The sequence below is a fragment of the Clostridium neonatale genome (assembly GCF_001458595.1).
GTDB classification, from domain to species: Bacteria; Bacillota; Clostridia; order Clostridiales; family Clostridiaceae; genus Clostridium; species Clostridium neonatale.
The window spans coordinates 2572776-2587109 of record NZ_LN890328.1 but is presented as its reverse complement, the minus strand read 5'-3'; the positions used below and the strand labels follow the sequence as shown (position 1 = coordinate 2587109).

At 29.4% G+C, this 14334-nt stretch carries 11 protein-coding genes; 4 read left to right on the top strand and 7 right to left on the bottom strand.

The features are described 5' to 3' along the window. Positions 1 to 174: 174 nt before the first annotated feature. Positions 175 to 1197, bottom strand: a complete 1023-nt coding sequence (locus BN2920_RS18585) for an IS6 family transposase (protein ID WP_058293044.1) — start codon at positions 1195 to 1197, stop codon at positions 175 to 177. A 124-nt stretch (positions 1198 to 1321) separates the two neighbouring features. Here BN2920_RS18585 and BN2920_RS18580 point away from each other — a divergent pair, with 124 nt between their 5' ends. From BN2920_RS18580 to arfA, 4 genes are all read left to right on the top strand, one after another. Beyond that, positions 1322 to 2677, top strand: a complete 1356-nt coding sequence (locus BN2920_RS18580; protein WP_058296457.1) for an ABC transporter substrate-binding protein — start codon at positions 1322 to 1324, stop codon at positions 2675 to 2677. 111 nt (positions 2678 to 2788) lie between these two features. Beyond that, on the top strand, positions 2789 to 3679 hold the full coding sequence (locus tag BN2920_RS18575; protein WP_058296456.1) for a carbohydrate ABC transporter permease: 891 nt from the start codon (positions 2789 to 2791) through the stop codon (positions 3677 to 3679). A gap of 1 nt (position 3680) precedes the next feature. Next, positions 3681 to 4553 carry a carbohydrate ABC transporter permease gene (locus BN2920_RS18570; protein WP_097919309.1) on the top strand — a complete coding sequence of 291 codons (873 nt, stop codon included), beginning with the start codon at positions 3681 to 3683 and terminating at the stop codon, positions 4551 to 4553. Positions 4554 to 4590: 37 nt separating this feature from the next. After that, a complete protein-coding gene (gene arfA, locus BN2920_RS18565) occupies positions 4591 to 6105 on the top strand; it encodes an arabinosylfuranosidase ArfA (protein WP_058296455.1) in 1515 nt (504 codons plus the stop codon). Positions 6106 to 6176: 71 nt separating this feature from the next. Here arfA and BN2920_RS18560 read toward each other — a convergent pair whose 3' ends face one another. From BN2920_RS18560 to BN2920_RS18535, 6 genes are all read right to left on the bottom strand, one after another. Continuing rightward, positions 6177 to 7202 (bottom strand): LacI family DNA-binding transcriptional regulator, encoded by a 1026-nt coding sequence (locus BN2920_RS18560; RefSeq protein ID WP_058296454.1) that lies wholly within the window; start codon positions 7200 to 7202, stop codon positions 6177 to 6179. Positions 7203 to 7321: 119 nt separating this feature from the next. Continuing rightward, positions 7322 to 8815 (bottom strand): UDP-glucose--hexose-1-phosphate uridylyltransferase, encoded by a 1494-nt coding sequence (galT, locus tag BN2920_RS18555; protein WP_058296453.1) that lies wholly within the window; start codon positions 8813 to 8815, stop codon positions 7322 to 7324. A gap of 41 nt (positions 8816 to 8856) precedes the next feature. After that, a complete protein-coding gene (gene galE, locus BN2920_RS18550) occupies positions 8857 to 9846 on the bottom strand; it encodes a UDP-glucose 4-epimerase GalE (RefSeq protein WP_058296452.1) in 990 nt (329 codons plus the stop codon). 176 nt (positions 9847 to 10022) lie between these two features. Then, positions 10023 to 11192 carry a galactokinase gene (locus tag BN2920_RS18545; protein WP_058296451.1) on the bottom strand — a complete coding sequence of 390 codons (1170 nt, stop codon included), beginning with the start codon at positions 11190 to 11192 and terminating at the stop codon, positions 10023 to 10025. 266 nt (positions 11193 to 11458) lie between these two features. Beyond that, positions 11459 to 11899 (bottom strand): hypothetical protein, encoded by a 441-nt coding sequence (locus tag BN2920_RS18540; RefSeq protein ID WP_058296450.1) that lies wholly within the window; start codon positions 11897 to 11899, stop codon positions 11459 to 11461. Positions 11900 to 12158: 259 nt separating this feature from the next. Continuing rightward, complete coding sequence (locus BN2920_RS18535) at positions 12159 to 14276, bottom strand: methyl-accepting chemotaxis protein (protein ID WP_242868428.1); 2118 nt, start codon at positions 14274 to 14276, stop codon at positions 12159 to 12161. Between the last annotated feature and the right edge of the window lie 58 nt (positions 14277 to 14334).

The window sequence follows — 14334 nt, the reverse complement described above, 5'->3', positions numbered from 1 at the left end:
AGTGGTTTAATATTAAATTAGATTCTGTTAGGTTGTTATGAAAAAATAGCTTAACATTTCGTAGAATTACTCGCTCTTTGAAAATTATATAAGTTTGATTAATTTATTGCATGGCAAACAAGCTTGCAATAAATAGGATTTTTGCAGGTTAATCAAAGATATTGATTAACTAAATTAAGCAGCAACAAACCAAGAATGTTTAGATTTGCTATCGCTAGCGAAGCCGGCAACTTCAGCTGGAGTATGATTGTTTAATGATCCATGAGGTCTTATAAAGTTATAGTGAAAGATAAATACAGATATTAAGTTATTAGCTTTCTCGAATGAATTAAAGCCTTTTTTAGCTTTATACCAAGCTTTAAAAGTTTTATTGAAAGATTCTATAAGATTATTACTTGTATCACTGGACATTGGTGCTACAGGAATATGCTTAGTATTTGGCAAAACTTTAGCTACAGCTTGATTATATGAAGGCAATCTATCAGTAATGAAATTACTAGGTTCACCAAACTTTTTAGCTTGATTAATTAGAGTAAAAGCAGAATCTTCACTACGTGATTTCGTAAGATGAAATGCTAATATGAAGCGTGTTTCTGAGTCTATAGCAAGCCATAGATAATACTTTTCGCCATTTATAAATACAACAGTTTCATCAGCGTGCCAATCGTCAGATTGAAGATTTAACTGATCTTTAAAGGAATCAGCTTTCAGATTGAAGAATGGTGCAAATTTATGAGCCCAACTCGCTATGGTTACATGGGATACTTTTATATTTGCTGTTGTATGTAGGAAATGTGCAATAGCTCGTGTTGATGTATTATTTAAGAAATATAATGTCAATGCTGTAAGAATAATATGTAACGGAAAGCGCATTCCTTTCATAGAAAGGGAGCCGGTTAGCTTTTCACTAGATGCATCATCAATATTTAAATTATGATGATGTACAATTACATGATTACATTTTTTATTGCCACATTTATATCGATTATAGTGCTTATAAGAATGATGTAAGAATGTAGATTTACCACATTTAGGACACGTGGGGTATTTTGATTTCTTCGGCATGCTGACAGAGTCAGGAGCGAATTGGCGTTTGCAGTTCTTACATTGATATTTTTGGTTAGCCTGCTTATCCAAACCAAACTTATATAGTTGGTCAGAGTGACAGCGAGGACATTTTACTTTAGTTTTGTTCATTGTTCTTCTCTCCTTTTCTAGGGGGATAATTGGTTCTAGTCAAACTTATTATATTTTCTAGTGTTGAGAAGAGCAATGTTCATATAACTTAACAGAACGTTAAATTAAATTAGGAGGAAAAGGTATGGGTATTATGAAAACGTTTAGGAAAGTTGCTGGTATTTTGATTACAACATCTCTTTGTTTTACTATGTTTGCAGGGTGTGGTTCAGGTAATACTGAAAGTGAAGCAAAAAAAGAGGATGCTAAAGTTTCAACAGTTGGAGCTGAAAACGGGGAAGAATTACAAATGTGGACATTTGTAGAATTACATGCAAAGTTCTATGAAGAAATGTTAAAAGAATGGAATGAAAAGAATCCAGATAAGCAAATAAAAATTAAATTTACTGTTCTTCCGTATGATGATATGCACAATAAATTACAATCAGCATTGTTATCAGGAAAAGGTGCACCTGATATGTGTGATATTGAAGTTGGTAAATTTCCAAACTTTTTAAAAGGAGAACCACAATTAGAGACATTTGATGATGTGATTGGACCATATAAAGATAAAATAGTAAAATCTCGTTTAGATTTATATAGTAAAGATGGAAAGGTATATGGATTACCAACTCATGTTGGAGCAACAGTTGCATTTTATAATACAGAACTATTAGAAGCTGCAGGCATTGATTATACAACTATTAAGACTTGGGATGATTTTAAGGCGGCAGGAGAAAAATACTATGCTGCAACAGGCAAACATTTGGGAACAGCAGATACAAGTGCAGGATGGCAAACTAGCGCACTTTTAGCTCAGCAAGGATCAGATTATGTTGATGAAAATGGCAAACCACAATTAAATAGTAAAGAGATGATAAGAGCTCTTACTACTCTAAAGGAATTACAAGATGCAAATGCTATTGCTACAGTTCCAGGGGGACAACCTGATACTGAAGAAGCATATGGTGCATTCAATCAAGGTGACTATGCATGTGCAATTATGCCATTTTGGCAAATGTCTAGATATGTGAATTACATGCCAGAATTATCAGGAAAAATTGCAATAGCTCCAGTTCCGGTTTTAGAGGAAGGAATGCCACATTCTGTAGGTGGTGGTGGTACAGGAACTGTAGTTACTAAAACTTCTAAGAATCCACAACTTGCTAAGGAATTTTTAGCATTTGCTAAACTTTCAGAAGATGGAAATATTAAGATATGGCAAAAGCTTGGATTTGATCCATGTAACACTGATATATGGACAAATGAAAATATAACTCATGATCCAAATAATGATTTTGTTAAATACTTTAAGAACAATCCATTTGATGTATTAAATGAAATTAAAGATGAAATCAAATTAATTAAGTCAACAGAGGCTTCTCCAACTATAAATAATACTCTATGTACAGTAACATTTAATAGCATTTTTGAAGATGGACAAGATGTTACAGAAGCTTTAAATGAAGCACAAGAACAAGTACAAAATGAATTGCAATAATATTCAGTGATGTATTGGACAATTAGCACTAGATTTTAGTTTTAGTTATAGGTGCTAATTGTCCATTAGAAATTATAATTAAGACTAAAAAATAAAGGAGGAAGTAAAGCAATGTTTAAGAAACTTATGTACAACAAAAAAATAGCTCCATATGTATTTATATTGCCTTTTATTTTGGTATTTATAATTTTCTTTATATCTCCAATGATAAATACAGTAATTATGAGTTTTCAAGAAGTGTTGCCTGGTCAAAGAGAATTTGTAGGAATTAAGAATTATTCAAAGCTTTTAGGAGATAAAGTATTCTTAAAAGCTATGTATAATAGCTTTAAATATATGGTATGGACATTAATATTACTTATACCAATACCTATGATATTTGCATGCATTATTAATAGTAAACTTATGGTAGGCAGAGAGTTTTTCAAATCAGTATTCTTTTTGCCAGCATTAACATCAGTTGTAGTTGCAGGTACGGTTTTTAGATTAGCATTTGGAGAACAAGGTACATCACTAATGAATCAATTTATAGGTCTTTTTGGAATGGATCCTATTAAATGGCTAAAGATTGGATCTACAGGATTTATTACACTTTTAGTTCTGGCCTGCTGGAGATGGACGGGAGTAAATATGCTATATTTCTTATCTGGACTTAAAAATATCCCGGAAGAATTATATGAATCGGCAGATATTGATGGTGCAACTGTATGGCAAAAATTTAGATATATAACAATACCTCAACTTAAACCAACAACAATATATGTACTTACTATATCTGTATATGCAGGATTGGCAATGTTTACAGAAAGCTATATGTTGTGGGCTGGTAATAATTCGCCTAAAAATATAGGACTAACAATTGTAGGATATTTATATAGGCAAGGAATTGAAAAAAATGCTATGGGGTATGCATCAGCAGTTGGTATTGTACTTTTTGCTTTTGCTATGATAATAAATTTAATACAGTTAAAATTAAATGGAACATTTAGTAAGGAGGATTAATATGAGTTCTAAATCAATAAATAATAGCAAAATTATGAGTAAAAAAAAGAGTATAGCATATAAGATTTTAATATGTGCATTATTTTCTGTTATAGGTATAGTATTAATCATTCCTTTTTATACAGTTTTTATATCATCATTTAAAGATGGAAATGATTTAATAAGACATGGAATTAATTTATCTCTTAATTTTAATGAAATGTCACTTAAGAATTTCATATATTTATTTACTGGTGACCATAGTTATTTTACATGGTTTTTTAACAGTATGATATTAACTATTCTACAAGTAGCATTAACATTATTTGTTAGTGCATGGGTAGGATATGGATTTGCAGCATACAACTTTAGATTTAAAAATTTCTTATTTGTATGTGTATTATTTGTAATGATGGTTCCATTTGAAATTTTAATGTTACCTTTATATAACCAAATAAATAGTATGAATCTAGTTGATAGTTATGCAGGAATAATCCTTCCAAGCATAGCGAATGCTTCCACCATATTCTTTTTTAGACAATACTTATCTGGAATTCCGAAATCACTTATAGATGCAGGAAGAATAGATGGTGCATCAGAGTATGGAATTTTCTTTAGAATAATTCTTCCTATTATGAAGCCTTCATTTGCAGCAATGGCAATATTAAATACAATGAATAGTTGGAATAACTTATTATGGCCATTATTGGTATTAAAGAGTGATACTAAATTTACTTTACCAATCGGATTGAATACATTATTAACTCCTTATGGTAATAATTATGATTTATTGATTGTTGGATCATTCTTCTCAATACTTCCTATATTTATTTTGTTCTTATGTTTCCAAAAGTATTTTGTTGATGGTATGACAGCAGGTGCAGTAAAAGGTTAATAGTTAAAAACTTATTTAAGGAGAGTGCATTAAAAATATGAATAAGAAAGCAAAAATGGTAATAGACAAAGATTTTAAAATTTCTGAAATAGATAAAAGAATATATGGTTCATTCATAGAACATTTAGGTAGAGCAGTATATGGAGGAATATATGATCCTGGTTATAAGAATGCAGATGAAGAAGGGTTTAGACAGGATGTAATGGATCTCGTAAAAGAACTAAATGTACCAATTATAAGATATCCAGGAGGTAATTTTGTATCAAATTTTTTCTGGGAAGATAGTGTTGGTCCTGTGGAAGACAGACCTAAAAGATTGGAATTAGCATGGAGAAGTTTAGAGACAAATGAAATAGGTCTTAATGAATTTTCAAAGTGGTGTAATAAAGTAGAATCAGAAATGATGATGGCAGTAAATTTAGGAACTAGAGGAATAGCTGATGCTTGTAATTTATTAGAATATTGTAATCATGAAAGTGGATCAAAGTATAGTGATTTAAGAATAAAGCATGGATTTAAAGATCCACATAACATAAAGACATGGTGTTTAGGAAACGAGATGGATGGACCGTGGCAAATTGGACACAAAACATCAGAAGAATATGGCAGAATTGCTGCTGAAACAGCAAAGGCAATGAAGTTAATAGATCCAACTATACAATTAGTTTCAAGTGGAAGCTCAAATAAAGATATGCCAACATTTCCGGAATGGGAAGCATCCACTTTAAATCATGCATATGAATATGTTGATTTAATTTCTATGCATCAATATTATGGAAATAGAACAAATGACACGGATAATTTTTTAGCTCAAACTATTGATATGGAGGATTTCATAGAAACTGTAATTTCAACTTGTGATTATATAAAAGCAAAAAAACGTAGTAAAAAGACTATTAATTTAAGTTTTGATGAATGGAATGTATGGTTCCACTCAAATGAAAAAGATGATGATATAATGACAAATCATCCATGGCAGAAGGCTCCTGCTTTATTAGAAGATATATATAATTTTGAAGATGCACTTTTAGTAGGATTAATGTTGATTACACTTTTAAAACATTCTGATAGGGTAAAGATTGCATGTTTAGCACAACTTGTTAATGTAATTGCACCAATTATGACTGATCCAAATGGAGGAGCAGCTTGGAAACAGACTATATATTATCCTTATTTACATGCTTCAAAGTATGGACGAGGAATTGCACTACAGCCAGTTCTATCTTCTCCAAAGCATGATACAAAAGATTTTACTGATGTAAATGATGTTGAATCTATAGCAGTATATAATGAAGAAAAAGAAGAAGTAACTATATTTGCAGTTAATCGTAATTTGAAAGACGACATTACTTTAACATGTGATATTAGAAGCTTTAATAATTATAGACTAATAGAACATATAGTTTTAGAATGTGATGATATGAAAGCAGTTAATTCAGTAAAAAATGAGTCTATTCTACCTAAAAATGTAGATAGAAGTGAGTTAAATGATGGAGTACTTCAAGTAATGTTAAATAAAGCATCTTGGAATGTTATAAGATTGGGAAAATAAAAAAAGCAAATATAAAGTAGAAAAAGGAGCTATCGCTAACGAATTTTAATCCGCTAATGCGAGCGCTCCATTTATTTTAGTTTAATAGATTTTTTTACAGTTTCTCTTTCTACAAGAGTATTATTTAAAATTATTCTTTTACTATATTTATTTTCACATTCAATTTTTTCAAGAAGTAAAATAGCAGCGTTAGTTCCAAGAAGGAACATGTTTTGATCCATTGTAGTTAGCTTGGGTTCAACAAATTGACTTAAAGGAATATTATCGTACCCTATTATGGATATTTCATCTGGAACCCTTTTGCCTAATTTTTTACAGGCATTAAGTACACCAAGAGCCATAAGGTCATTACATGCAAATACAGCGGTTGCAGAAGTTGTAGGTAATATATTTAATAATATATCAACTGTATTATCCACAGTTTCGCTACTATTTCCATTGCCTATGTTAATAATATTTTCTGATTTAAAGTTATTTAATTTAGACATTACATCTTTATATGCCTTTTCTTTTATATTATAAGAATATGTATCTTTTCCTCGAACAAATAATATATCTTTATGTTTATTATCTATAAGATAATTTAAGGCTGTCTCAGCTCCAAATGCTTCATCATTAGAAACGTATGATATATTTGAATCTATAGATTCTGAATTTATGAAGACCAAAGGAATTTTATTAGAGATATTATTATAAAACTTAGATTTAATCGTACTGGATGTAGGTCCTATAACAATTATTCCAGATACATTCCTAGAAATTAAATTATTTATACATGATTTTTCTTCATCAGGATTGTTATCAGTGCATGTAAGTATTATTGATAAAGAGTTTTTCTTTAAATGATTTTCTATACCATTTATGACCTCTGGAAAGAACATATTATTAATGCTTGGAACAACAACTCCAATAGTAGTTGATTTCTTTTGAGTAAGTTCACGTGCTTGCATATTTGGAATATAGTTCAATTCATCTACAGCTTTTAAAACTGATTCACGAGTTTCAGCTTTTACAGGATAGTTTCCGTTCATTACTCTAGAGACAGTTGCAACTGAAACATTTGCTTTTTTTGCTACATCTTGTATAGTTACTTTCATAAATATCACCTACTCTATTAAGTTGAGAATTGCATAAGAAAAGCCCATTTAGGGCTTTTCTATAAAATGTTTTCTAATAAATTATAATATACTTATATGAGTTGATTGTCTACATAAACTTATAGTGAATTTACGAACTTATCAAATGCAGACATTCCAACAGTATCCCTTTTAAATACACCAGCATGATTTAATACTTCTGAGAATTTGATTCCAACTTCTTTTTGAAGTATACCATAAGCATTATTTTCATCTATATGGTTATATTTATTTAAAAGATATTTATACCAATCGCTATGCTTAGCTATAGCTTCATTTTCAGATATATCCTCTACTTTTTTTATTAGACATTCTTTTAAAAGTCCAAGTTCGTCTTTTAATCTTGCAGGAAGAACAGCAAGTCCCATAACTTCTATAAGTCCTATGTTTTCTTTTTTTATGTGATGAACTTCATTGTGAGGATGGAATATTCCAAGAGGATATTCATTACTAGTTCTATTATTTCTTAGAACTAAATCAAATTCATATCTACCATCTCTTTTTCTTGCAATAGGCGTTATTGTGTTGTGAGGCTCGCCATTTGTTTCATGCAGTATATGAACAGAAGCATCTGAATATTTTCTCCATGAAGATAAAATATGTTCTGCTAAATTTATTAACTTATCTTTGCTATTGCCACTTATTCTAATAACGGACATTGGCCATTTTACTCTTCCAACAGTTATGTCTTCATATCCATGTATTTTATATTCTTTTTCTGTAGGGGCTAGTTCCATTGCAAAGGTATATCTTCCACCTTGATAGTGATCATGTGAAAGGATTGAGCCTCCAACTATAGGCAGATCAGCATTAGAACCTGCAAAATAATGAGGTAATATATCTACGAAATTAAGTAGATTTGTAAATGCCTTTCTGTCTATTTTCATTGGAATGTGTTCACCATTAAAAATAATACAATGTTCGTTATAATAAGTATAAGGTGAATATTGTAAGAAATATTCCTCATGCCCAAGATTTAAAGGAATTATTCTATGTGTTTGTCTTGCAGGATGATTCATATTACCATAAAAGCCTTCATTTTCCTTGCATAATAAGCACTTTGGATATGATGTTGATTTAAATAATTTAGCTTTTGCTATTTCTTTTGGATCTTTTTCTGGTTTGGAAAGATTTATTGTTATATCTAAATCTCCATATTCAGTAGAAGCTTTCCAAATAATATTTTTATCTATTCTATCTTTTCTTATATAATTTGAAGCTATGCTTAATTTATAGAAATAGTCAGTAGCATCTTTTGGGCATTTTGTATATAAATTATTGAATTTACTTATAACTTCTGAAGGTCTAGGCATTAAGCAGTTCATTATATTTGTATCTAATAAATCTCTTTCAGTTACTGTATTTTCAATCATATTTTCTGCTACAGCATAATTTAATATATTTTCTAAAATAGGTGTAGCAGTATCTAAAGTTTCATTTATTTCTTCGATTTCAAACTCATTTAATTTTAATAATCCTATAAGCATATTTGAAGTATAAATTTTATCTTCTTCAGAAATAAGCCCTTGTTGCAATCCAAAATTTATTAGTCTGTTTATTTCATGATTAATCATAATAAAACCTCTTTCTTAATTTTTGAATTTATTTCAATTAACTAGTCTTCGAAACCGTTAGGATGAGCAGTGTGAAATGCCCATGCATCTTTAATAATATCTTTAACATCTGTGAACTTAGGAGTCCATCCTAATATTTTATTTGCCTTTTCGCTTGAGGCTATTAATTGAGCAGGATCGCCAGCTCTTCTATCACCTAAAACAACTTTAATTTCTTTACCTGTAGCTTCTTTAGCGGCTTCGATCATTTCTTTAACACTGAATCCTACACCATTTCCTAAATTGAAAATATTGCTTTCATTTCCAGCTTCTAAGTATTCAACAGCTTTAATATGAGCGTCAGCAAGGTCAAGTACATGGATATAGTCACGTATACACGTACCATCTGGAGTAGGGTAGTCAGTTCCATATACACTTATAAATTCACGCTTTTTTAGTGGAACTTGAAGTATAAGTGGAATTAGATGAGTTTCAGGATTATGATCTTCACCGATGCTTCCATCACCTAAAGAACCAGCTACATTGAAATATCTAAGGGCAACATAGTTAATGCCATAAGCTTTATTACACCATTTCATCATTTTTTCCATAGTAAGCTTTGTTTCACCATAAGTATTAGCAGGATTTGTTTCATCGTCTTCAAGAATTGGAACTCTTTTTGGTTCACCATATACAGCAGCAGTGGAAGAGAATACTATATTCTTAATATTATGTTTTACCATGCTTTCAAGTAATATCTGCATTCCATAAACATTATTGTTGAAATAAAGCAAAGGCTTTTCCATGCTTTCTCCAACCAATGAATTTGCAGCAAAGTGAACAATAGATTCTATTTTGTTTTCAGTAAAGATTTTATCTAATATTGATGCATCTCTTATGTCACCCTTATAAAATTTTGCTTTTGGATGGACAGCACCTATATGACCACTTTGTAAATTATCTATAATAACAACATCTTTTCCTTGTTCTATAAGCTTATAAACTGTGTGCGAACCAATATATCCAGCACCACCACAAACTAAAATTGACATATTAACATTCCTCCATATTAATTATTTATATAATTTCTTTATTTTAATTAATAATAATATTTCGTTTATTATTATACTCCAGTTAAGTGGATGCCTCAAAAGAAATATTACTAACAATTTGAGGCATCCTTAATTATATATTTAAAAGTATTATGGGCTATATTATATAGATATGATTATGATAATTTTCTAGTTCCATCAGAAATACTAACAATATAAAAGCTTGGTTCATATCCAATTTTTTCAGTATATTTAGGAGTAATTGATGAGATAAATTTATCTACACAATCTTCTTTAACTATACTTACAGTACATCCACCAAAACCAGCACCAGTCATACGAGAACCAACAACACCATCACATTCCCAGGCTAAGGATACAAGAGTATCTAATTCTATACCTGTTACTTCATAATCATCTCTTAATGAAATATGTGACTCATTCATTAATTTCCCGAATAAGACTAAATTATTATTTTCTAAAGCTTTTACAGCATTTAAGGTTCTTGCATTTTCATATACAGCATGCTTAGCTCTTTTTGCTTTTATAGGATCAGAAATATGGCATTTAACTTCTTCAAAATCAGATTCTGTAAGTTCACCAAGTGAATTTATATTTTTATATTTTTGGATTTCTTTTAATGCAGTTTCACATTCGCTGCGTCTTTCATTATATTTAGAATCAGCTAGTCCACGTTTTTTGTTAGTATTACCAATTACTATTTTATATCCATCCATATTTAATTTGCTGTAAGTATAATTTAAAGTGTTGCAATCAAGAAGAATAGCACAGTCTTTTTTTCCCATACCGATTGAGAATTGATCCATTATTCCACAATTGACTCCTATGAATTTATTTTCAGCTTCTTGACACATTTTCACTACATCTACCATATCTATATTAAAGTTAAATGATTCATTTAATATTGTTCCCATTAAAACTTCAATAGAAGCGGAAGAAGAAAGTCCAGATCCGTTTGGAATATTACCGAAAAATAGAATTTCAAAACCGTGAGAGGCAACAAAGTTATGATCTTTAAAAGTTTTTATTACGCCTTTTGGATAATTAGCCCAATCATGAGATTTATCATTAATAAGATTATCTAAGTCAAATTCAATAACTCCTAAATCTTGAAAGTTTAAAGATGAAACTAAGCATTTTTTATCATCTCTTTTTGAAACAAGTCCGTAAGTACCTATAGTAAGAGCACAAGGAAAAACATTTCCACCATTATAGTCTGTATGTTCTCCAATCAAATTTACCCTTCCAGGTGAGAAGAATATGCTTTCACAATCCTTAGTAAAAATTTTTTTAAACTGATCTTTCAAGTTATTAAGATTTTCCATTGACAATTCCCCCTTTAGAACGTTTACTTTATTTTATAATATAATAGTAACCGCTTTCTATTAAAAAGTAAAGATATAAATATAAAATTTTATAATTTTTTATTCTATCATAAGAAAATGATGGTTATATCCTTAAAATAACCATAAAAAGATATATAAAAACATAGAAAGCGATTTCTAATAAACCTATAAATATTATGTTGAGCAAAATATTAAAGCTGGTACCTAAAAAAATAGAAACCAGCTTTAACATGAAAGATTATAATTTATCTTCCTCTACGAGAATTCATATTTTGATTATTCATCATGTTATTACGCATCATGTTTTGATTATTCATCATATTTTGATTGCTCATCATATTATTATTCGTATTGTTATTAGGCATGCCTCTATTCATATTGCCCATTAACATACTTAAAAGGGGATTCATTCCCATATTATTGTTAGGAATATTATTCATACCATTATTCATGTTATTCATGCTATTATTCATATTGTTCATACCATTATTCATGTTTCCCATTTGATTATTTGGCTGATTCCCCATGAACATATTCATTAGCGGATTCCCGTTCATCATATTATTATTCATGCCGCCACCCATGTTTCCCATAAGCATGTTTAGAAGAGGATTTCCACCCATCATGTTATTGTTGCCCATACCACCCAAAAGAGATCCAAGTAGCATATTTATTAAAGGATTCATATAATCACCCCATTCTTTCAATAGTGCTTTTACTATAGTCTATTTCAATTTCTATAAAATGGTACATAAATTTATAAATATTTATAATTCAAAATATTTATAATGAAAGGAGGTTAGAAACTGAATGTAAATTTTACAATTAGATAATATTAAAAAGACACCTGGCATTTTGAAATGAGCTTTGTTAAATAGATTTTGAATAGCACTTTTACTGTGTCTACTTAACGGGGCATTTCGTTTTGCAAAGGTATCTTTTTAATTAAAGTTCAAATTGTTTAAAACTATCATATAGATCATCAGAGAGTCCATTAACCTTTTGAGCAGAGTTTGATACTTGATTACTTGCAGAGCTTAATTCTTGAGAAGAAGCGTATATTTCTTCAGTAGTAGCAGAGATTTGTTCTGAAGCTACTGAAATATTAGAGATACTACTTACAAGTAAATCTTTTTCTTTATCTAGTTGTACAAAATCTTTAGCAATTGAATACATTTTAGGAACCATATTTTCAACTGAATTTGAAATATCCTTAAATGCTGTTATGGTACTATTAACGACTAAAGTTTGAGTGTTAACATCATTTGTTATATTTGAGGTACTAACAACAATATTATCTGCATTTTTTAATACATTTGATACAATATCATATATCTTTTGAGCTGAGGATTTACTGATTTCAGCTAGTTTTCGTATTTCATCTGCAACAACTGCAAATCCATTTCCAGATTCCCCAGCTCGTGCTGCTTCAATCGCAGCATTTAAAGCTAAAAGATTAGTTTGTTCAGCAATATCATTTATTAGGTCTGTCATTTCATTAACTTTTCTAATATCTTGTGACATTACATTTAATAAGTTTGAAAAATCTGAAAAATTTGTATTTAATATATTAATTGAATTCATCAATTCTTCTAGATCTGAATTACTCTTTTTAGCATGATCACCAATGTTAGAAGATGTTATGGTAACATCATTAACATCATTAGTCATATTGGAAATTTTTTCACCAAATTTCTCTAAGCTTGATGTGCTTTCTGTCAGACTCGATGTTTGACTTAAAGTACCTTCAGATATATCTCCAATAGCTTTAGTTACATTTTCTATTAATGAAGATAATTCTTCAGAAACAGATGATAGGTTTGTGGACTGCTCATTTAATATTGAAGAATTGTTTTTTATATCTGTCATACTTTTTCTAAATGAGTTTTGGATAGAAGCAAGTGAATTACACATCATACCAGTTTCAGATTTATCCTTTAAATGTTTTTCATCTATTTTGTAAGTAAATTTACCTAGAGCAAATTCTTTCATAATTTTAACCACATAAAGAATTTCTTTAGAAACTTTAGATATACTTATGATTAAAATTATAGAAATTATTATCAAAGCAATTGAACCAATAACTATGTTAGTTAAAGTAAGAGGATTCATTGCTGCAAATAAATCATTATTTTCTACAGTTATAATAATGAACCATCCTGTAGTAGGAACTTTAGCATAAGAAAGAGTAGTTGATTTACCGCTTTTGGTTATTTCTAAAGAACCTGAATTATTAGAAGCTAAATTAGATATAAGAGTATCAATAGAAGGTTTGGACTCACTATCTACTATTTCTTTTAGATTCACACCACTATTAACATAGTAATTAACATTATGAGCAATTAATTTTCCAGAAGAATTGATTACAAAAGATTCTCCAGAATTTAAAAAAGATATTTTTCTGCTTATGTTTGATAAATCATTTCCATATCTGAAGGCTACTAATATACCTACTATGTTATTTCCATCCATAACTGGAACTGATATTGCAATTAAAGGAAAATCTTTTATTGGAAGTACAGATGGCTCTGAAATAAATGAACTTTTATTTTTAGCAGCAGTGAAAAAATCATAATTGCTTATATCTAGTATAGAACCATCACTTAGTGTTAAAATTCCATCTAAAGATGCATATCCAATATCACAATGTTGCTGATAATCCTTTTCTCCTTTTAAAATATCTAATTTCTCTTTTAATGGAGTAGAAGGATTCATAATTAGTGGATTATGTGCTAGGCTTTCTACAGATTTTATTTTTTCTTCCATAATATTATTGATGTCTTGAGAAGCAAGCTGGCTAATCTGAGCTAGCAATGTACTACTGGTATTATAAATGGCTTTTCGGCTGAGAAGAGATGTGCAAACTGTTAATATGATTATAGTAATTAAAACAATAGGAAGTACTTTAAAAAGAACTTTAAAGCTTATTGAATTTTTATTTATGGAAAATATTTTACGTTTTTTTATTTTATCTTTTTTAGTATTCTTATTGGATTTTAATGAATTTATTTTTGATTTCAATTTTAAATTATTATTTGATGTACGTTTTTTTGGCATATTCATAATGATAGCCCCTCTCTATATTATTTAAGAATACTTAAAGTTAAAGGTTAAATAGATT

Coding starts and splice junctions, on each gene's coding strand:
- BN2920_RS18545 (WP_058296451.1), bottom strand. CDS start 11,192: ATGGAAAATCTTAATAACTTGAAAGATCAGTTTAAAAAAATTTTTACT.
- BN2920_RS18540 (WP_058296450.1), bottom strand. CDS start 11,899: ATGAATCCTTTAATAAATATGCTACTTGGATCTCTTTTGGGTGGTATG.
- galE (WP_058296452.1), bottom strand. CDS start 9,846: ATGTCAATTTTAGTTTGTGGTGGTGCTGGATATATTGGTTCGCACACA.
- galT (WP_058296453.1), bottom strand. CDS start 8,815: ATGATTAATCATGAAATAAACAGACTAATAAATTTTGGATTGCAACAA.
- BN2920_RS18560 (WP_058296454.1), bottom strand. CDS start 7,202: ATGAAAGTAACTATACAAGATGTAGCAAAAAAAGCAAATGTTTCAGTT.
- BN2920_RS18575 (WP_058296456.1), top strand. CDS start 2,789: ATGTTTAAGAAACTTATGTACAACAAAAAAATAGCTCCATATGTATTT.
- arfA (WP_058296455.1), top strand. CDS start 4,591: ATGAATAAGAAAGCAAAAATGGTAATAGACAAAGATTTTAAAATTTCT.
- BN2920_RS18535 (WP_242868428.1), bottom strand. CDS start 14,276: ATGAATATGCCAAAAAAACGTACATCAAATAATAATTTAAAATTGAAA.
- BN2920_RS18570 (WP_097919309.1), top strand. CDS start 3,681: ATGAGTTCTAAATCAATAAATAATAGCAAAATTATGAGTAAAAAAAAG.
- BN2920_RS18580 (WP_058296457.1), top strand. CDS start 1,322: ATGGGTATTATGAAAACGTTTAGGAAAGTTGCTGGTATTTTGATTACA.
- BN2920_RS18585 (WP_058293044.1), bottom strand. CDS start 1,197: ATGAACAAAACTAAAGTAAAATGTCCTCGCTGTCACTCTGACCAACTA.